Genomic DNA, 18328 nt, shown 5'->3' with positions numbered 1-18328 from the left:
GTGAACTCATTACGCTATGAAATCAACGTCTAGTGATATCAGAGTCTTGTAAACAATAGCCCAGTAAAACGCTGGGCTAGTTTTATGTGCGATGTGTTCCCCCCGTATTTTGATGCTATGATTGCGCTCCTTTGGATTGCTTGGCATGGACATCATGTTTTGGGTTAAGAAAGTTGTTTCACAGGGGATGATGCCGATTCCCTTTATCCTATTGTTATTACTGATTTCTTTTCTAGTATGGCGCCGTCGCAGTATGGCGAAATACTTAGTATCCTGCGCTTTTTTTCTCTTACTGTTTTTAAGCAGTCAACTGAGTGTGAATACCTTAGTGCGGCCGTTAGAATCAGCTTACCCGATTAATTCCACGCCCATCGCAGGCGCTTGTTTTGTGATGGTATTAGGTTCAGGGCATGCTGATATAGTAGGAGCGACTGCGGTGCAATCCTTATCAGACGTCGCCCTTACAAGGTTAACTGAAGGAATTCGGCAACTTAAGTTGGGTCAAGAGTGTATGTTGATTGTCAGTGGCTGGGGCGGTGAACTCACTCAATTTTCCCATGCTGAAATGATGGCTAAAGCCGCGGTAGAGCTAGGTGTTGATAAAAGCCGAATTATTCAATTTCCACTGGCGCGCGATACGATAGAAGAAGCGCAATACTTAAAGTGGGAGTTAGGGGAGGAGCCCTTTCGCTTAGTCACATCGGCCACTCATATGCCAAGGGCGATGGCTATTTTCGCCGCTAAAGGCTTACACCCCGATGCTGCCCCAACGGATTTTATTGGCCGAGATGATTTTTGGTGGCGGTTAACCGCCGATAATTTAGTGGCTTCTCAACGGGCGATTCACGAATACATTGGCCGTTTGTGGTTATGGATAAAGGCCGTAAGTTAAAGATGTGGTTTGCCAAGTTCAGTCTAAAGATAGTGAGTTTTAACAGGAAGATGAACAATGACAATTGAGTCAGAAATAGTATCAGTGCGTCCTTTATCGAAACGAAATGGGTTAACCTTAACTTGGCTGGGAGGCTTAAGTCTGGTGCTGGGTTTGGGACTGTTTCTGACGTGGCCGGCCTTGTTTGCTGTTGGTTTGATGTTTTTTAGTTTGGGCGCGATTTCACTCATTCTCGGTTTAGCCAAGGTGTATGAGCCGGAAACGACTCTAGCATTAGATGACAAGGGGCTGACCTATTTTCATCGCCGCGGCAAAGTGGCTATCGATTGGGATAATATTCAGCGGGTCGATATTCCGCGGGTGACTAATGGTTTAGATACTATAGAGTTATCTTATTTAGGCATTAAACTGAAACATTTAAATCCCATTCTCGATAATATTTCCCTGCGTCTAGCAACAGGATTATTAACTGAACAGCGACCTTTGCTGGTGACGGCTGCCTCTCAAGATGCAGACTTAGCGACTTTAGAAACTTATCTCGGCGCTGAGTTTGGCCCTTTAGTGATAGAAGGGGATCGTTATCGTGGCGTATTAGCTATGTTTGGGCATCGCTGCGTGATGTTAGATACGCGTTTAGGGTATCACTTGTATATTCCCCATGATAGTTTAGATAGGGAACCTAAGGACTTTATTAAGTTACTTAGACAACGTATTGCACAATGTAGCCGCTCAGCTGGTTAAATCTACAATCTCAATTGAAGATCATCAGCAATAAAAAAGGGGACCCTAGGGTCCCCAATGAGTTGCAGAGATTAAAGTTTGGGTTGTGCAGGGGCAACCCAAAGGTACTAGTGTGCTACCTCTGCGTGTACCTTATCTACACCGTAGGTTTTACCTTCAGCATGACAAGTTGCGCAAGATTCTACTGGTAAGTTAGGATCTGTCATTGCGTCAGCTTCAACCACAGCACCGTTACTTCTAAAGTGAGCGACAGCCGCTGCATCAGAGTGAGCGTGACAGCTACGGCATGATTCAGCTACTGGGCTAATGTAGTTGCTACCCACTTTGATTGAACGTTTCTCAGAAGCTAAACCACCGTCAGTCGCAAACAGTTTTGCATCATCTTTGTGACATGCAGAACATGCAGTTTCTGGTGATGGATAACCGACTAATTCACCATTGGCATCGCGGAAGATCCCTGCGATAACATCAAAGTTACCACTGTGGAAGCGGTGGGCGACGGTGAATAGGTCTTTGTTATTGAAAGTGACTTCTGGATTAATGACTTTGCTACCGTCTTCACCTTTAGAAACCACTGTTTTATGGCCTGATGCACCCGTTGTATCGTTGTGACAGTTCATACATTGATCAAAAGTGTAAGTTCCGTGTCTGGTGCCCTTGATATAATCTAAGGTGCCGTGACAGGCGTTACATTTTGCTTCTTCTACGGTAATTCGAGCAGGATCTGTCATTCGAGCTTTAACTACTGCAGAAGCATCTAAGCTATAGAATTTAACAGGAGCAGTGTTACCAATTGGATTTGTTGGGCCAAATTCAAGTCCTGTGGCATTACAGCTACTCACTTTACCTGCTTTGATACAGACGTTGGCTTCTGAACTGACGTAGATAGTACCTACAGCTTGGGCATCGGGAATATCTTTTACGAAGGTTAATACACCATCGGCCAGCGTACCATTTTCAAGCTTAAGAGCGATTGCTGTTGGTTTGACATCTCTCCAAGCATAAACAGTACCATCAGTAGTTACGTTACCCAGTAATAAGCCGTTAGCCACAAACATACCAGTAGGGTTAGTTGTCGCGTTATACACTTTTAAATCGGTTCCGTTAGGAATTGCAGCGCCATTCATGGTCACATTGGCTTTTAATGTCAATGTTTTCATTCCAGGTGCTGCTGAAGTCACTACTGCAGCACTGGTAAAGTCAACTTTGAATAGGCTTGCATACTCAGCGCGTTTACCGACACTGTGTACAGCTTCAGGTGTTAAGCTACCGCTGCCATGGCAAGATTTACATTGAGTATCATCAGCTTGGGCTAAACCAAATTCTGAATGGTTTTCGCCAGTGGTGAAGTTCACATTGATATGACAACCCACACAAGCTTGTGCATAAATATTGGTGTTATAACTTGGTGCACCATCATGACAAGATTTACATTCTTTCAAATCAGATGGGAAACCAACTTCACCGAAATATTCTTTTGCTTCGCCACTTAAGCTGTCACTGATGTGATGACCTGCGTGGATCCTATGGATCATGGGAGCAAAATCAAATACCCAACCTTCGGCCAGTTGTGCGTCACTTGGAACGAGATCAGGGTTATGACAAGTTACGCAGTTTTTAACATCTTGGTAGTTATGATGGGCTTCAATCTTCGCGATATGGCCGTCTACTTCACCGTGACAGTTTTTACATGCCGCACTAGATACTGTGTCTTTACCCGATACACCTAATTCATCTGTTGCAGGGATAAAATCAACGGGTACAGACAAAATCTTGTCAGATAGGACGACACCAGTACTATCGGCGATGTTGTAAGCACGTAAAAAGACTCTGTGTACTGCGTTTGGATTATCATTTGGATTAATGATTGGCGCTGCGCCACCATAAGTCCAAGTTGCTGTGTAAGTGCCTGGCGTCGCTGTATCTTCGGTTAAAGTACAAGCGTTTTTAGTTCCGTTCAGGCCGTTTAGAGTACAAGTTAACGAAGTGCCAGCGGCATTTGCCGTGGCATTATTTTGCCACTCAATCGGCGCGCCAGTACCTGAGGTGTTTTCATTTGCTGTTAAAGAATAAATTGCAATTTTATCCAGTCCTTTGAAAGGGACTACTTTGCCTGCATTTTTACCCGTAACAGTAAATTTAACACTGAAGCCTTCACTGCTGGTTACTTTAATGTCAGCAGGACTTAACGTGAATGCCAGATCTGTAATGGATTGAGCTGTCGTTGCGAAGGAACCCGCAGGGGCTCCGGGTGTACCTGGTGTTCCGGGAGTGCCTGGTGTACCTGGTGTGCCAGGTGCCCCATCTTGACCATCGCTTCCGTCCCCGCAGGCGGTAAGACTTAAGGTACTGACGAGAGCCAGTGCCAGTAGAGATTTATTGTAGTTTTTCATCATCGCGTCCCTTTTTCTATCTATAAGACTGCGTGTGCAGTGCCTCTAATATAGGAGGATTCATCTACTTATAAAGTAGTATTTGCAAATTTGTATCTGATATGTGAACGATGATTTAACACCTGTGAATGGTAATTCTAAACTTTGCATTTTGATATTTTAAATAGTGAAATTAAGCTGCTAGCCTATGATGTGTATCACAATTTCAATCTTTAAACTTAGGTCGAAATGATGAATTCATTTTCGGTTAAGCAAAATGAACGATGTTAAGAGAGCCTGAATCTTAAGTCGTTATCTTAAGGTTTTGAGCACAAAAGCAATGGGATAAGAGAGCGAGGATAGGGGGACGATATGGCATTTTAAAGTGATTGAATTGTGCCTTGGATAAATAGAAGCCATAGCCCAGTAAACCCACTTAACATCCATGACGTAAGCTAGGTTGATGAACTTAGTGTGTAATCTATTTTTGTATTAGTGTGCTGGTTCGAGTGCGGCAAGTAAGGAGCGCACGACGAGATCACACTGGCTTTGGCTGTAACGCCGATGAACTGCAGGTTTCTCAATCAGATAATAATGTGGCGCCATCATAGTTTCGTGGAGTCTATTAAGCTCTGTGTCGCTAAGGCGCTCGAGATGTAATCCGGGCATATGTTTAACTGTGTGCATATCAATGCTGGAACAAAAAGCCACACTCTTCATGGTTAATAGATGGGCATACCATTCCTCCCTGTCTATCACTTTCTCTACGGTAGGCAGTAAGATACCTTGGCGTTGGCAAAATAATTCTAAGGGATCGATTTTACTGTTAAAGCCCTTGAGTTCTTGAAATAGAAACGGATGGCGACAAATTTGCTCTAAGGTAATATTTGTCTCAACGTCCCAAAGCGGATGTTGCTTGGCTGCAACGATATAAATGCCATTGATTGAGCCAAGTTTGGTATAACTTAATTCTTTATTTTCAGCACTTTCAAACGTAATCCCAAAATCAAGCGCACCTGCGTGGATCAACTCAGCACTATTTTCCTGCCATTTATGTAAGCGTATTTGTCCTAGCTTTTGGGCAAGTTCAGGAGTGCTTAACTGAGGCGCTAAAAAGCTTAGCAGGCCATTACAAGCAGCGATATGTAGCGGTAAGTCGGTATTGATGGCCGCATTTTGTATCTGGATTGCAGATTGTTCGAGGTGATAAACCGATTCAGTAAACTGGCAAATAGCAACATAGAGACTTTCTGCTAAAGGCGTCGGTTTAAGCCCCTGTTGACGACGATAAAATAGTTCATCATTAAAGGTTAGGCGTAATGCATTGAGGCAGCGGCTTATTTTGGGGGCAGAAACATCTAGCGCTTTGGCCGCGCTATTTGCGTGTCCAGTGTCGAAAATACTTTTAAATACAAGCAAGGTAAAAACATCGAGTTCACAGATCTGTTTTAGTAATAAGTTGCTCATTTTGTATTTTGCCCTGTATGAGTCTTAAATGTTTTTGCGGCGCTATTAGGGGAGTTCTGTGTCCTTGCGATTACCCGAACCACCGCGATCAAATATCATGGATACTAACTGCCAATATTAACATTCAGCATGCGGATTAACTGTGATCCCTCTCGGCAAAATAACAATTATTTAACTATTGTAAAGAGAGGGGGGAGTTAGATGAGTAGGCGCTATGTTTAACATCAGGCGGAAAGGAATGATTGAGCTAAAAGAGTGAGTCAAAGTTAGCTCGCCTAAGGTGGCGAGCAAACGATAGTGATGCATTTAGGATTAGCGAGATTCTATGACGTCGTTTTGCACGGACGGTAAGTTGAGTGGATCTGCTGTTGGTGTATGGCCTATTGCATGGGAATAAATGGTTGGTGCATCTTCTTTAATCCGCATCCCGATAAATTGGCCACCCTCAAGGATTTGCATTGAGGTACTTGCCACTTCGCCGTCGACAACACCATTACGTTGGATCACTAAACGCTCACAAATGAGTCTGCCTTTGAAGTGTCCATCGACGATAAATTCATGGCATTTTACTTCACCTTGAATTATACCGCCTTGTTCTATGGTGATATTGGCCTCAGAAAGCAGCTGACCTTGGATATCACCGCCAACAAGCACGTCGCCTGTTAATTCGATATTTCCCGTGAGTTTAGTGCCTCGAGCAATAAAGCTAAAAGAGGTACTTTTTTTAGGCGGGGAAAACAGTTTTTTTACAAACATCATCATAAATTAACTTAATTCGAGAAGGGATTAACTGAATTCAACAGAGGCGCGATACTAGCTTAAAATCCATGAGAAGCACAGCTCTGCATGTGTTAATGCAATTACAGTGTTCTATCAAGTTGGTCGTTTTATCTCAATGGCTTTGCTAGGGCAAGGAGCTACGCAGGCACCGCATCCAGTACAAAGGTCAAGGTCTATTTTTGGGCTCGGAGCCTGACCAATACTGAGTACAAAACTGATGGCTCTTGGTTCGCAGGCATCCTTACAACTTTGGCACCAGATCCCTTGAAAGGTTAAGCAGCTTTCTTGAATATGGGCTTGGTATTGCCAAGGTGCTTGAGTCAAATCGAAAATATTTTCAGGGCAAGCCTTAGCACACAGAGTACAAAATGTGCACTCATTGTCCTTAAAGGAGACTTCAGGAAATCCGCCATCACCTTTGATGATAATGTGAGTTTCACAAACCTCAAGACAGGCGGAACAACGGGTACACACATCGGTAAACTCGATATCATCACGTACCCAAGGCGGCCTTATCGCATTATCTTTACGCCGGCGAAAGAGGCTGCGACGGCTGTGATTAATACTTTGAGTCATGTTGCTCCTCGGGTGGTTAATGCTGTAAAGCGATGGTATTTAGAGGGTAAAGAAAAATGGCTTGGGAGATTTCCACAAGCCATTCAAGTTATTAGCCGTTATAACCATTGGGATTGGTTGATTGCCAATGCCAGCTACTGTTGGCCATATCTTCTAGGGTATGAGTCGCTTGCCAGCCAAGATCTTCCCTTGCGTGGGTTGGATCGGCGTAGCAGGCGGCAATATCCCCTGGGCGACGTGGCGCAATTTGGTAGGCAATAGTGTTACCACAGGCTTTTTCAAAGGCCATAACCATATCTAATACACTATATCCTTGGCCTGTGCCTAAGTTATAGGTCACCAGACCAGGTTTAGTGGCCAATTTTGCGAGCGCTTTTAAATGGCCATTGGCTAAATCCACGACATGGATATAGTCACGCACGCCGGTACCGTCGTGAGTCGGATAATCATTACCAAACACGCTTAAGGCGGTGCGTTTACCCACGGTAACCTGCGCAATAAAGGGCATTAAGTTGTTAGGGATATCGTTAGGATCTTCGCCGATTAAGCCACTGGCATGGGCGCCAACCGGATTAAAATAGCGCAGACGGGCGATATTCCAGCTCGGATCGGCATTGTGTACATCTGCCAGTATATGTTCAACCATCAACTTAGACTGACCATAAGGGTTTGTTGCCCCAGTGGGGAAGTCTTCGGTGATCGGTAAACTTGCGGGATCGCCATACACAGTTGCCGATGAGCTGAATACGAGATTTTTTACCTTAAATTCTGCCATGACTTGGCAAAGGATAAGCGTACCCGTAACGTTATTCTCATAATACTTCAGGGGTTTTGCGACGGATTCTCCCACCGCTTTTAATCCTGCAAAGTGGATAACTGAATCAATAGCATGATCGTTAAACACTTTCTGCAATAACGCTTTATTGAGAATATCGCCTTGATAGAAAGTAACCGATTTACCAGTGATCCGCTCGACTCGGTTTAAGGCTTCTATGCTTGAATTAGACAAGTTGTCCAATACAATCACATCATTACCAGCATTGAGCAGTTCTACTACTGTGTGGGTGCCAATATAGCCAGCACCACCGGTCACTAAAATCGTCATTACTTAATTCCTTTTACAACGGTTTTTAAATAGTGCGCAAAATCTTCCCCGATTTCGCTGTGGCGCAGGGCATATTCAACATTAGCACGCATATAACCTTGCTTGTTACCACAGTCATGGCTCTTACCTTCCATGTAGTAAGCATTTACGGTTTCTTGCTTCATTAACATCGCAATCGCATCAGTTAATTGAATTTCATCGCCTGCGCCCGCAGGGGTTTTAGCCAGTAGCGGCCAAATGCTGGCTGGTAAAACATAACGGCCTACAACGGCTAAGTTAGAAGGAGCTTCATCTACAGAGGGTTTTTCAACCAGTTCGACTAATGGCTCAGATTCACCCGGTTGTAAATCATGACCATTCACATCGGCAATACCGTATTGGTTGACGACGTTATGTGGCACGCCTTCCACCATGATTTGACCGACTTGGGTTTCATCAAACAGGGCAACCATAGCGGCTAAGTTATCGGTACGAAGGTCACAGCTGGCTTCATCTATGATCACATCCGGTAGCAATACGGCAAATGGTGCATCGCCGACGACAGATTTAGCACACAAAATCGCATGACCTAAGCCTTTAGCTTGAGATTGGCGCACGCTGATCACTGTTACATCTTTAGGACAAATAGATTGTACGGCTTCAAGTAACTGACGTTTAACGCGGCGTTCTAATTGGGCTTCTAATTCGAAACTGGTATCGAAATGGTTTTCGATAGAGTTTTTACTGGCGTGGGTCACGAGTACAATTTCTTTGATCCCAGCTGCGATAGCTTCACTGACTACATATTGAATCAATGGCTTATCGACAACAGGTAACATTTCCTTTGGAATTGCTTTGGTCGCTGGAAGCATACGAGTGCCTAGGCCTGCGACAGGAATAACGGCTTTACGAATTTGATGTTGTTTCATTGCGAACCTTTTAGGTCAAGGAGATGCGGTTAATGGCCAATATTGTAAATGACCTGCACAGAAAAGCTATTTAGAAACGCTGAAAACTTAGGATATTTAAGTATTTTTACAGCGAAGTCGACGTAAGTTTTAGCAAAGGTAGCACAGTGCATCTAATCCAGCATGGGTGATGTGCACTTGCATGGCGTTTTTAATACCCTTGTAATATTTGCTTTACGTTTACGTCACAGTAGTGGTGCAAGAATAAAGTGTGAGGGAGTTAACAAATTTAAAGGCTTAGATCACTATGGTTCCATGAGCGCTAGCCACTAAGTGAAGACTATGACGAAAGGAACAGAGTACATCGCTCACAGAGCTGATGACACAGGGTTTATCAACTACCCGCAAGAAGAACATGAGATTTGGAGCCAGCTTTATGCCCGTCAAGCGATAAACCTGCCTGGCCGTGCCTGCAAGGAGTATTTGCAAGGGCTAGATGCCTTGGCTATGCCAAAGGATCGTATTCCGCAACTTACTGAAATTGATACTGTATTGCAAGCGACCACCGGCTGGAAAACGGCAGCCGTACCTGCGCTTATTTCCTTCGGCCGTTTCTTTGAACTACTGGCCAATAAAGAGTTTCCTGTGGCGACATTCATTCGCCGTAAGGAAGAGTTTGATTACCTGCAAGAGCCTGATATTTTTCATGAAATCTTTGGTCATTGCCCTTTGCTCACCAACCCTTCATTTGCTAATTTTTCACATATGTATGGCCAATTAGGTTTAAATGCCAGCAAAGAAGAAAGGGTGTTTTTAGCGCGTTTATACTGGTTTACGGTTGAGTTTGGCTTGCTACAGCCTAAAGATGGCCCCTTGTGTATCTATGGTGGCGGTATTTTAAGCTCACCTGGTGAAACTTTATATGCAATGGAAAGTGACGTGCCAGAACGTCAACCCTTTGATTTATTGAATGTGCTACGAACCCCATATCGCATCGACATTATGCAGCCGATTTATTATGTGATTGAGCACATTGATATGCTTGATGAAATTGCCAAAATGGACATCATGAGTTATGTCACTAAGGCACGTCAGTTAGGTTTATTTGCTCCTAAATATCCTCCCAAAGCCAAGGCGAGCTAGTCTCGATTCGATGGATGGTTTGATGTTTTATTTGAGTCGCCATCTAATTTAGTCATGTGATTTAAGTAATTAATAAGTAATGAGTAAAGTGCAACTGAATATCCCTATTAATGTTGCCAACAGGAGTATGTATGACTGCGTTATCGAATATGAAATGTGAAGCGTGCCAAGCCGATGCACCAAAAGTGACCGATGAAGAGTTGGCAGAACTTATTCGTATGATCCCTGACTGGGGCGTGCAAGTGCGTGACGGCGTAATGCAGCTTGAGCGCGTCTACAAGTTTAAAAACTTTAAACTGGCGATGGCATTCACAAATAAGCTGGCGGATTTAGCGGAAGAAGAATTCCATCATCCCGGCATTTTCACTGAATGGGGTAAAGTGACTGTCACTTGGTGGTCGCACTCCATTAAGGGGCTACATAAGAATGACTTCATCATGGCCGCCAAGACAGACCAGTTACTAGGTTAATTATTTAATCAATTTAATCAGCATCTTAATGTGTTTTATGATGCTGATTTTTTCTTCCTGTTACAATTCAACTGTAAACTAGGCTTGCCACTTTCTGTTTAACCTTCTAACGTATACGGGCTCTGCTATTTACCCTCATCGCTGACGTTTTCGTTAAGGTAACAACTTGCCTAGCAAGCGTCATTTTTGTTGTAAAGCTTAAGGCGAAAAATAGCTCTGCACGGTTTATCCCCAAAATTCGAATCAAAAAAGGGAATATCAGTCATTATGCGCTTGGAAGTCAGCTGTCAGGATCGTGTTGGTTTAGCCAAAGATATCTTAGTCGTGTTAGAGCGTTATGGTATTAATTTAATTGCTATTGATGCCAGTAACCAAGGATTCCTGTACTTACAATTTGCCGAAATCAGTTTTGAAACCTTAAGTGCCTTGATGCCGCAGATCCGCAAAGTGGAAAGTGTCCATGATGTGCGTACGGTGTCGTTTATGCCCTCAGAGCAGGAACATTACGCCCTTAAAACCTTGCTCAAAACCTTACCCGATTCTGTTTTCTCCATCGATGCTAAAGCGCGTATCCGTATCGTTAACGAGTCCGCCTTGCTCAATATCGGCATGGGGGAGCACGAAGTGCTTGAAGAGTCGCTCAATCATTGGGTGCAAGGTTTTAATTTCAGCCGATGGTTGAGTGAAAGCCAAGTCTTACCGCAAGCGGCGAGGGTACAAATTGGTCCAAACGAATATCTAGCCGAAATGCTGCCGATTTACCTGCCCGATGAGGATGAAAAAACCATCCTAGTTGGCGCTGTGGTGTCGCTAAAATCCCCCGCGCGGGTTGGAAAACAATTTAACGCCCTGCAGAATCAAACCACTGGCTTTGAAAATGTATTAGCCAGCAGTGACAAAATGAAGGAAGTGCTTAAGCAAGCGCGGCGGATGGCCCAGCTCGATGCGCCTTTATTGATCACAGGTGAAACGGGTACTGGCAAAGAATTAATGGCCAGAGCCAGCCACGATGCCAGTATGCGCCGTGAGAAACCCTTTATCGCCATTAACTGCGCTGCTCTGCCCGACAGCGCCGCCGAAGAAGAACTATTCGGTTATGTCAGTCAGGGCAAAGTCGTTAAACGGGGTTTCTTTGAAGAAGCCAAGGGCGGCACAGTATTTCTCGATGAAGTGGCTGAGATGTCCAAGGCCGCCCAAGTTAAGCTGCTTCGGCTATTGCAAGATGGTACCTTTAGACGCATTGGCGGCGATGAAGAAGTCCGTGCCGATGTGCGGATCATCTGCTCAACCCAGAAAAATTTAGCCGAACTGTGCCAAACCGGTGAGTTTAGAGAAGATTTGTACTATCGCATCCATGTGCTGAGTTACCACATTCCGTCACTGCGCGAGCGTAAAGTCGATATCATTCCACTGACGGAAATGTTCCTCGAACATTACAGCCAACAGTTATCTAGCCCAGTGCGACGGATTTCGGCCCAGTGCCGCGATCATTTGCTCACCTACGCTTGGCCAGGTAACGTACGCCAATTAAAGAACGCAGTATTTAGAGCTGTGTCTATGTGGGATGGTTCGGCCGAGTTGACGGTAGAACAATTAAAACTGCCGTCCTACGCCGAAGGTTTTGGTTACTTTGACAATGAGTTTGAAGGCAATCTCGACGATGCAATGAAGCAGTTTGAAGCGAGTCTGTTGCGTCGATTATATCCAGCCTATCCGAGTACTCGTCAGTTAGCGAAAAAGCTCGGGGTGTCGCACACCGCTATTGCCAATAAGCTGCGTGAGTACAAGATAGCCAAGCGTCGTTAAGCCGAGTCTTGCTGGCTTGACGCGATAGATGTAACAGTATCGTTCCACTTAGTTGCCGACTTTTCAGGCATATTGCTTACCGAGATATTGATAAGCGGCAACTAGGTTATAAACGTAATGATTAGTTTACGAAATGTGAAATAATTGACCCAAATGTGATTTAGGTCACGCTATAGGAATCTGCGTCAGCTTCGGGTATTTCTACGCGCAACAAATACGTTAAAGCAAGCAAAAGGGCGTGCCTCTGTTGGCGCGGAGTGCGTAACGTGTGCGCCCTTAATGAGTCAAAGAGTCCGATTAAAATCGCCGAATATAAGCTGAATGACGCCGCGCGTTTTCCAGCACAATAAAATTGTACGCCTAGCCTTAGAAGCACTGGAGCCAATATGAAACTTGCAAGTTATAACAATGGTCGCCGCGATGGTCAGTTGATGTTAGTTAGCCGCGATCTCACTAAAACGGTTGCCGTTCCTGCCATTGCCCACACTATGCAGCAATTACTCGACGGTTGGGATTTACTGAAACCGCAATTGCAAGAATTGTACGACGCGTTAAATGAAGGCATGTTAGATAACGCCCAAGCGTTTGACGAAGCTAAGTGCTTGTCGCCACTACCGCGTGCCTACCAATGGGCCGATGGCAGCGCTTATGTGAATCACGTTGAGTTAGTCCGTAAGGCTCGCGGCGCAGAAATGCCTGAAACCTTCTGGACAGATCCGCTGTTCTATCAAGGTGGGTCAGACAGTTTTATTGCCCCTAAAGCCGATATTCCACTGGCGAGTGAAGACTGGGGTATCGATTTCGAATCTGAAATCGCGATCATTACCGATGATGTGCCTATGGGCGTGAGCAGCGACAATGCGGCTAAGCATATTAAATTGTTGATGTTAGTGAACGATGTGTCACTGCGTAACTTAATCCCAGGTGAGTTGGCGAAAGGCTTTGGTTTCTTCCAATCTAAGCCATCGAGCAGTTTTTCACCTGTAGCAGTGACGCCGGATGAACTGGGCGCACGTTGGGAAGATTCTAAAGTGCATTTACCGCTGATCACCCATTTAAACGGTGAGTTATTTGGTCGTCCGAATGCGGGTGTCGATATGACCTTTAATTTCAGCCAGTTAGTTTCACATGTTGCAAAAACCCGTCCATTGGGCGCTGGTGCTATTATTGGCTCTGGTACTATTTCTAACTATGACCGTAGCGCAGGCTCTAGCTGTTTAGCGGAAAAACGTATGTTAGAAGTGATTGCTGAAGGCAAAGCCACTACGCCATTTATGCGTTTTGGCGACACTGTTCGCATCGAAATGCTTGATGACAACGACGTAACCATTTTTGGTTCTATCGATCAAAAAGTGGTTGAATACAAAGCCTAAGGCTTTCCCTTAAAAGGGGGACATAGACTCAAACTAACGGGGCTTAATTGCCCCGTTTTTATACTGACTTTTATAAGGACATGAAAATATGAAACTTTATGGTTATTGGCGCTCAAGCGCGGCGTACCGTGTTCGCATCGCCCTTAATCTTAAGGGGATTTCAGCCGAGCAGTTGTCAGTGCATCTTGTACGTGATGGCGGTGAGCAACATAAAGCGGCTTATACTGCATTAAATCCGCTCGAGTTAGTGCCAACCTTAACGTTGGATGATGAGTTAGATATGGATGCTTTGTCGCAATCCTTAGCCATTATTGAATATCTCGATGAAATACATCCACAAACCCCATTATTGCCTGCATCGGCTCTTGAACGTGCCCACGTGCGCGCCATGGCGCTCACGGTAGCCTGTGAAATACACCCATTAAACAACTTGCGGGTATTGCAGTATTTAACCCAAACCTTAGGGGTCGATGAAGCGGCTAAAAATACTTGGTATCACCACTGGGTTGCGAGTGGTTTTGCAGCCTTAGAAACCTTGTTGGTAAGGCACTGCGGTCGTTACTGCTTTGGGAATGCCGTGACATTAGCCGACTTATGTTTAGTGCCGCAGGTGTATAACGCCCAGCGTTTTAATGTGGATTTAACGCCTTATCCCAATATCATGCGCGTGTGGGCTGAGTGTAATCAGCTTGAAGCCTTTGTCGATGCTGCGCCAGAGCGCCAAGCGGATGCGGTGTAACGAATTGCGCGGATACGGTTTTTACGAATAGAAAGAATGGATGATGAGACTTGCTTTGCGAGTCTAATCTCAGCGATGGAGTTTAAATGCTTTTCAGTAAAAAATGTCCGTATTGCAAAGGTAAACTCGGCGCTAAGGATGTGCCGATTAAGGAAGGACGCTGCTGCCATTGTGATAAGCCGATACTGTACAAACTCAATGTAATAAAATGGATGCTACTGTTCATGCCCATCTTTACTGTTAGCGTTAATCTGCTAGACAAAGATGTCTATGGGTTTTGGATTTGTTTTGCGGTAATGGCACCGATTTATAGTCTCGTTTATTTACTCTGTCATGAGGTCGTAAAGTGCTCAGAAACCGATGGCGAAGTGGAGTAAGCTTAATGTCTTTCCCGTGTTTTTATCTGATATTGAAGCGGGCGATACTGTTATGAGTGGTGCTAGGGGTAATGTCATGAGTGTTGCTACGAATAATGTTATGAATGATGCAATGAGGGAAGCAGCGCTAGAGCATCAATTACTTGAATGGATAGCTCAAGACTGCGAGCGGGTGAGGGCGCTTGAACTCGCGCTTCAATGTGCCAAAGTACACTCAATGCCGCAGTGGTGTCTGGCGGCGGGATTTGTCCGTAATTTAGTCTGGGATCGCTTGCACGAATTTGAGTTGAGTCCACTGAATGATATCGATCTGATCTATTTTTGCCCTTTAGATATTAGCCCTGAGCGGGATCTGGCGACTGAAGCCTATCTTCATCAGCTTGCCCCTGAGTTACCTTGGTCGGTTAAGAATCAGGCGCGCATGCATAGTCGCAATCAAGACATGGCTTACACATCTTGTATTGATGCTATGGCACATTGGCCAGAGTTAGAAACTGCGGTTGGGGTGTGTTTAAAATCTCATGTTGAGACAGATACTCAGGTAGATGCAGAGACTGCTCATCATTGCACGCATTACGGTATTGAGCTGGTGGTTCCCTTTGGGCTGAACTCCCTGTTTGCCCTCAAATTGAGCGCCAATCCAAAGCGATCATTACCACTGTTTGAGCACAGAGTTGCGACTAAGAGCTGGCTAACTCGCTATCCTTTGCTGACGTGTTGTTACTCAAGCTAATCTTCTCACTTTCTTATTCGTTCAGTCTAAAACTGACTTAACTGCCTCACACTGTCATTCCATGCAATCTAGTTATCTAACATGATAGGTATCATCCTCAAGCCGTTTTTATTTGTCCATTTTCTGTTTTTATCCTAATACCAATCGTATTAAATATCTGTTCATTCAGCGGGAGTTCAACGCGCTTTAGACAAGGCTAAGGCTTGAAGGCATAGTGGTGCTCTGTCGAAAGCCTTAAACGCAGTATAAAGCGCGTTGCCATGCAGTGAACATCAGCCGCCCTTCGGGAGGCATACAGGCATCCCACTCCTGTGTTGCATTGACTTAAAAGGGAATAACCATTTTTGCGTCAATGCGCCTTGGATTGAGATGCCTGTGAGGCTCTGAACTGATTAGATATTTAATGTGATTGGTATCATTTAACCCGCCTCTATAATTTGAAATTAATGTTCAAATAACCTCTTAGTTAAGTGCTTTTTATTGTTACTAAAATGTTTATGGTGTTATTGGTCACTACCTCTTGCGGAAGTTATTAGTGATGGCTAATACAGCACTTAGCTCACAGAAAACAAAGGGGTATTATCAATAAATGTTTGAATTTCGTGATTAAGCTCCCATGTGTAGTACCTATAAGTGAGTATTGCTCACTCACTTTGATTTGGATCAATAAATCAGCCGCATATCTCTGGCAGTGTAGGCGTCAATTGTTAAGGATGTAATACAAAACAAAAACCTATGTTGTACATATGGAGTGTGATGATGAATAAAAACACTGTTTCTACACTGGTCGCTGCCACCCTTTTAGCTGCTGGTTTTTCTGCCTCTGTATCGGCTCACCAAGCGGGTGACATTATCGTTCGTGCGGGTGCTGTGGTTGTTGCGCCAAATGAATCAAGCCAAGATGTAGTTATACCTGGTGTAGGCAATCTTGGTGAATTCCAAGTGAGTAATAATACTCAAGTGGGTTTGAACTTCGGTTATATGTTGACTGATAACTTCGGGGTTGAGTTATTAGCAGCAACGCCTTTTAGCCACGATGTCTCTTTGGCTGGCGTAGGTAAGATTGCTGAAACTAAGCATTTACCACCCACTTTAGTGGCGCAGTACTACTTTGGTGATGCACAGTCTAAATTACGCCCATACGTGGGTGTTGGTGTGAACTATACTAATTTCTTCGACAATGAGTTTACTAATGATTTAGGTGGTGCGTTAACGGATTTAAGCATGAGCACTTCTTGGGGCTTAGCGGCACAAGCGGGTGTTGATTATCAAGTTAACAAAAACTGGTTAGTGAACGCTTCCGTGTGGTACGCCAAAATTGATAGTGACGTTAAATTTAAATACCAAGGTACCCCAGTTACCATCGAAACCGATATTGATCCATGGGTTTATATGGTCAGCGTGGGTTACACTTTCTAATCCACTGATTAGATAAGCGTAAAAAAGGAGCCTTAGGCTCCTTTTTCGTTTGTGCCCTTTTTATCACGCCATGTTCTGTTCCACTTAGGCTAAGCCGATTTAGTGCTTTGGCTTTTTAGCTTTCCAGTGGCGAGTGTTATAGATAAATTCGGGTAATAACACAGTAAGCCAAGCGACGAGGCGCCAGCGTTTGGTCACATAGACGCGGCGTTTGCCTTGTTTCATCGCCTTGATGATTTGCGCTGCGACTTGTGGCAATGGTGCAAGCCACATTGCACTTTGCTGCATAGCGGCTTTATCGAGCAAACCAAGTTGGATATCGGTAATCGTAATCGGTAACTTAAGGCGCTGAGCATGCATACTTAAGCCCTCAAGGTAATTCTGGCCAAAGGCTTTTGAGGCGTGATAGGCCACACTCGGCCCGCCGCGCAGGCCCGCAATCGAGTTGATTGCCGCCAGTTGTCCATAACCTTGCTCGCGAAATAGTCTAAATGCCGTATTGCAGATGGCAGCAAAACCTCGCACATTGACATCGATAATGTCTTGCTCCGGTAGCCAAGGCAACTCGGGGTCATAGCTATTGAGGCCTGTATTGACTAAGACTAAGTGCGCGCCGCCAAGACTTTGCCAGACTGATTCAAGTTGGTTGATGATGGCTTGAGGTTGTTCAATTTGAAGTGCAAAAACTTGTACTTTTGTTGGCAAGGATAAGGCAAAATCGCGCAGTGATTCTGGATCTTGGGCGAATAAGACTAATTCAACCTGCTGATCTGCCAATTGCTTTGCAAGTTCACGACTTAATTGTGAGCTAGCTCCCACAATGATTGCAGTTGCTTGGGTCATAGATTTTTCGGCAACGAAATGGTGGCTTATGATAGAAAGTTATGTTCACCAAGACAAGATTTATAGCTTGGGCGTATGGACATCTAGAAGTCTTTATGTATGATTAGGAGAAACAAAATGAACAAATGGTTGCGTTTAAGCGCGTTGAGATTAACCGCTTTAGCATTAATGGCGCTAATGGGTGTGTTATCGGGTTGTGCTACACCGAATGCTATCGTGGAGATAAAAGGCGAGACCTTGTATCGCGAACGGATTGCTCTGCCCGCCGAGGCTAAGGTCGTAGTGCAACTGCTCGATGTCTCAAAAATGGATGTGCCAGCCATAGTGATGGCGGAGCGCGTGCAACAAGGTGCTGCGACACCGGCGCCATTCAGTTTTGCGATTGGTAGCGATCAGTTCCAACCCGGTCACACTTATGCCATAGGTGCCCGGATTATGTTGGGTGATAAGTTATTGTTTATTAATACTCAAGCCTATCATATTGATCTCAACTCCACTGAGCCAATGACGATACTGCTAGAGAAAGTCGGTGGCTAGTTAGCCCGCTCAGAAGTGAGCTGACATACGCGCCGAATCCGTTAGTATTTACGAACAGAAGAGGCGCG

At 44.7% G+C, this 18328-nt stretch carries 18 protein-coding genes; 11 read left to right on the top strand and 7 right to left on the bottom strand.

All coding sequences use genetic code 11. The features are described 5' to 3' along the window. Window positions 1–190: 190 nt before the first annotated feature. Window positions 191–892, top strand: a complete 702-nt coding sequence (locus AAA952_RS00745) for a YdcF family protein (RefSeq protein ID WP_263166099.1) — start codon at window positions 191–193, stop codon at window positions 890–892. Between the two features lie 57 nt (window positions 893–949). Beyond that, a complete protein-coding gene (locus tag AAA952_RS00740; protein WP_212600041.1) occupies window positions 950–1633 on the top strand; it encodes a DUF2982 domain-containing protein in 684 nt (227 codons plus the stop codon). Window positions 1634–1740: 107 nt separating this feature from the next. Here AAA952_RS00740 and AAA952_RS00735 read toward each other — a convergent pair whose 3' ends face one another. From AAA952_RS00735 to galU, 6 genes are all read right to left on the bottom strand, one after another. Beyond that, a complete protein-coding gene (locus AAA952_RS00735) occupies window positions 1741–4029 on the bottom strand; it encodes an OmcA/MtrC family decaheme c-type cytochrome (RefSeq protein WP_338253540.1) in 2289 nt (762 codons plus the stop codon). Window positions 4030–4497: 468 nt separating this feature from the next. Then, complete coding sequence (locus tag AAA952_RS00730; protein ID WP_113938944.1) at window positions 4498–5472, bottom strand: LysR family transcriptional regulator; 975 nt, start codon at window positions 5470–5472, stop codon at window positions 4498–4500. A gap of 312 nt (window positions 5473–5784) precedes the next feature. After that, window positions 5785–6234, bottom strand: a complete 450-nt coding sequence (locus tag AAA952_RS00725) for a bactofilin family protein (protein WP_338253536.1) — start codon at window positions 6232–6234, stop codon at window positions 5785–5787. Between the two features lie 111 nt (window positions 6235–6345). Then, complete coding sequence (napF, locus tag AAA952_RS00720) at window positions 6346–6828, bottom strand: ferredoxin-type protein NapF (RefSeq protein ID WP_168823154.1); 483 nt, start codon at window positions 6826–6828, stop codon at window positions 6346–6348. 91 nt (window positions 6829–6919) lie between these two features. Then, on the bottom strand, window positions 6920–7933 hold the full coding sequence (galE, locus tag AAA952_RS00715) for a UDP-glucose 4-epimerase GalE (RefSeq protein WP_338253534.1): 1014 nt from the start codon (window positions 7931–7933) through the stop codon (window positions 6920–6922). Next, window positions 7933–8841, bottom strand: a complete 909-nt coding sequence (gene galU / locus AAA952_RS00710) for a UTP--glucose-1-phosphate uridylyltransferase GalU (protein ID WP_263179498.1) — start codon at window positions 8839–8841, stop codon at window positions 7933–7935. Before galU ends, galE begins: the two co-directional genes overlap by 1 nt. A 321-nt stretch (window positions 8842–9162) precedes the next feature. On the opposite strand from galU, the gene phhA reads away from it, so the two are divergent. The 8 genes from phhA to ompW all read left to right on the top strand — a co-directional run bounded on the left by phhA (window position 9163) and on the right by ompW (window position 16880). Then, the gene (gene phhA / locus AAA952_RS00705) at window positions 9163–9963 is read left to right on the top strand and encodes a phenylalanine 4-monooxygenase (RefSeq protein WP_219250194.1); all 801 of its coding nucleotides are present in this window, start codon (window positions 9163–9165) and stop codon (window positions 9961–9963) included. Window positions 9964–10094: 131 nt separating this feature from the next. Continuing rightward, window positions 10095–10433 carry a 4a-hydroxytetrahydrobiopterin dehydratase gene (locus tag AAA952_RS00700; protein ID WP_106650051.1) on the top strand — a complete coding sequence of 113 codons (339 nt, stop codon included), beginning with the start codon at window positions 10095–10097 and terminating at the stop codon, window positions 10431–10433. A 267-nt stretch (window positions 10434–10700) separates the two neighbouring features. After that, window positions 10701–12239 carry a transcriptional regulator TyrR gene (gene tyrR, locus AAA952_RS00695; RefSeq protein ID WP_006085271.1) on the top strand — a complete coding sequence of 513 codons (1539 nt, stop codon included), beginning with the start codon at window positions 10701–10703 and terminating at the stop codon, window positions 12237–12239. Window positions 12240–12625: 386 nt separating this feature from the next. Next, window positions 12626–13612 (top strand): fumarylacetoacetate hydrolase family protein, encoded by a 987-nt coding sequence (locus AAA952_RS00690; RefSeq protein WP_006085272.1) that lies wholly within the window; start codon window positions 12626–12628, stop codon window positions 13610–13612. Between the two features lie 88 nt (window positions 13613–13700). Further along, window positions 13701–14351 carry a maleylacetoacetate isomerase gene (maiA, locus tag AAA952_RS00685; RefSeq protein WP_338253523.1) on the top strand — a complete coding sequence of 217 codons (651 nt, stop codon included), beginning with the start codon at window positions 13701–13703 and terminating at the stop codon, window positions 14349–14351. 86 nt (window positions 14352–14437) lie between these two features. After that, window positions 14438–14728 (top strand): hypothetical protein, encoded by a 291-nt coding sequence (locus AAA952_RS00680; RefSeq protein WP_028760572.1) that lies wholly within the window; start codon window positions 14438–14440, stop codon window positions 14726–14728. 76 nt (window positions 14729–14804) lie between these two features. Next, window positions 14805–15461 carry a nucleotidyltransferase family protein gene (locus AAA952_RS00675; RefSeq protein ID WP_338253898.1) on the top strand — a complete coding sequence of 219 codons (657 nt, stop codon included), beginning with the start codon at window positions 14805–14807 and terminating at the stop codon, window positions 15459–15461. 756 nt (window positions 15462–16217) lie between these two features. Then, complete coding sequence (gene ompW, locus AAA952_RS00670; protein ID WP_168823143.1) at window positions 16218–16880, top strand: outer membrane protein OmpW; 663 nt, start codon at window positions 16218–16220, stop codon at window positions 16878–16880. Window positions 16881–16979: 99 nt separating this feature from the next. Here the strand turns inward: ompW and AAA952_RS00665 are convergent, their stop codons facing one another. Further along, entirely contained in the window at window positions 16980–17723 is a 744-nt protein-coding gene (locus AAA952_RS00665; protein WP_338253519.1) for an SDR family NAD(P)-dependent oxidoreductase, read from the bottom strand. Window positions 17724–17840: 117 nt separating this feature from the next. On the opposite strand from AAA952_RS00665, the gene AAA952_RS00660 reads away from it, so the two are divergent. Further along, a complete protein-coding gene (locus tag AAA952_RS00660; protein ID WP_338253517.1) occupies window positions 17841–18260 on the top strand; it encodes a YbaY family lipoprotein in 420 nt (139 codons plus the stop codon). Window positions 18261–18328: the final 68 nt, after the last annotated feature.

Source organism: Shewanella sp. M-Br, assembly GCF_036245925.1.
GTDB lineage: Bacteria > Pseudomonadota > Gammaproteobacteria > Enterobacterales > Shewanellaceae > Shewanella > Shewanella oncorhynchi.
The sequence above is the reverse complement of the archived record's forward strand: the minus strand, read 5'-3'. Positions and strand labels throughout refer to the sequence as shown.

Excerpts from the sequence above, each read along its gene's own strand:
- AAA952_RS00690 (WP_006085272.1), top strand. The coding sequence starts at position 12,626 with ATGAAACTTGCAAGTTATAACAATGGTCGCCGCGATGGTCAGTTGATG.
- galU (WP_263179498.1), bottom strand. The coding sequence starts at position 8,841 with ATGAAACAACATCAAATTCGTAAAGCCGTTATTCCTGTCGCAGGCCTA.
- AAA952_RS00680 (WP_028760572.1), top strand. The coding sequence starts at position 14,438 with ATGCTTTTCAGTAAAAAATGTCCGTATTGCAAAGGTAAACTCGGCGCT.
- napF (WP_168823154.1), bottom strand. The coding sequence starts at position 6,828 with ATGACTCAAAGTATTAATCACAGCCGTCGCAGCCTCTTTCGCCGGCGT.
- ompW (WP_168823143.1), top strand. The coding sequence starts at position 16,218 with ATGATGAATAAAAACACTGTTTCTACACTGGTCGCTGCCACCCTTTTA.
- AAA952_RS00700 (WP_106650051.1), top strand. The coding sequence starts at position 10,095 with ATGACTGCGTTATCGAATATGAAATGTGAAGCGTGCCAAGCCGATGCA.
- AAA952_RS00730 (WP_113938944.1), bottom strand. The coding sequence starts at position 5,472 with ATGAGCAACTTATTACTAAAACAGATCTGTGAACTCGATGTTTTTACC.
- AAA952_RS00740 (WP_212600041.1), top strand. The coding sequence starts at position 950 with ATGACAATTGAGTCAGAAATAGTATCAGTGCGTCCTTTATCGAAACGA.
- tyrR (WP_006085271.1), top strand. The coding sequence starts at position 10,701 with ATGCGCTTGGAAGTCAGCTGTCAGGATCGTGTTGGTTTAGCCAAAGAT.
- AAA952_RS00675 (WP_338253898.1), top strand. The coding sequence starts at position 14,805 with ATGAGTGTTGCTACGAATAATGTTATGAATGATGCAATGAGGGAAGCA.
- phhA (WP_219250194.1), top strand. The coding sequence starts at position 9,163 with ATGACGAAAGGAACAGAGTACATCGCTCACAGAGCTGATGACACAGGG.
- AAA952_RS00735 (WP_338253540.1), bottom strand. The coding sequence starts at position 4,029 with ATGATGAAAAACTACAATAAATCTCTACTGGCACTGGCTCTCGTCAGT.
- AAA952_RS00725 (WP_338253536.1), bottom strand. The coding sequence starts at position 6,234 with ATGATGATGTTTGTAAAAAAACTGTTTTCCCCGCCTAAAAAAAGTACC.
- galE (WP_338253534.1), bottom strand. The coding sequence starts at position 7,933 with ATGACGATTTTAGTGACCGGTGGTGCTGGCTATATTGGCACCCACACA.
- maiA (WP_338253523.1), top strand. The coding sequence starts at position 13,701 with ATGAAACTTTATGGTTATTGGCGCTCAAGCGCGGCGTACCGTGTTCGC.
- AAA952_RS00665 (WP_338253519.1), bottom strand. The coding sequence starts at position 17,723 with ATGACCCAAGCAACTGCAATCATTGTGGGAGCTAGCTCACAATTAAGT.
- AAA952_RS00660 (WP_338253517.1), top strand. The coding sequence starts at position 17,841 with ATGAACAAATGGTTGCGTTTAAGCGCGTTGAGATTAACCGCTTTAGCA.
- AAA952_RS00745 (WP_263166099.1), top strand. The coding sequence starts at position 191 with ATGCCGATTCCCTTTATCCTATTGTTATTACTGATTTCTTTTCTAGTA.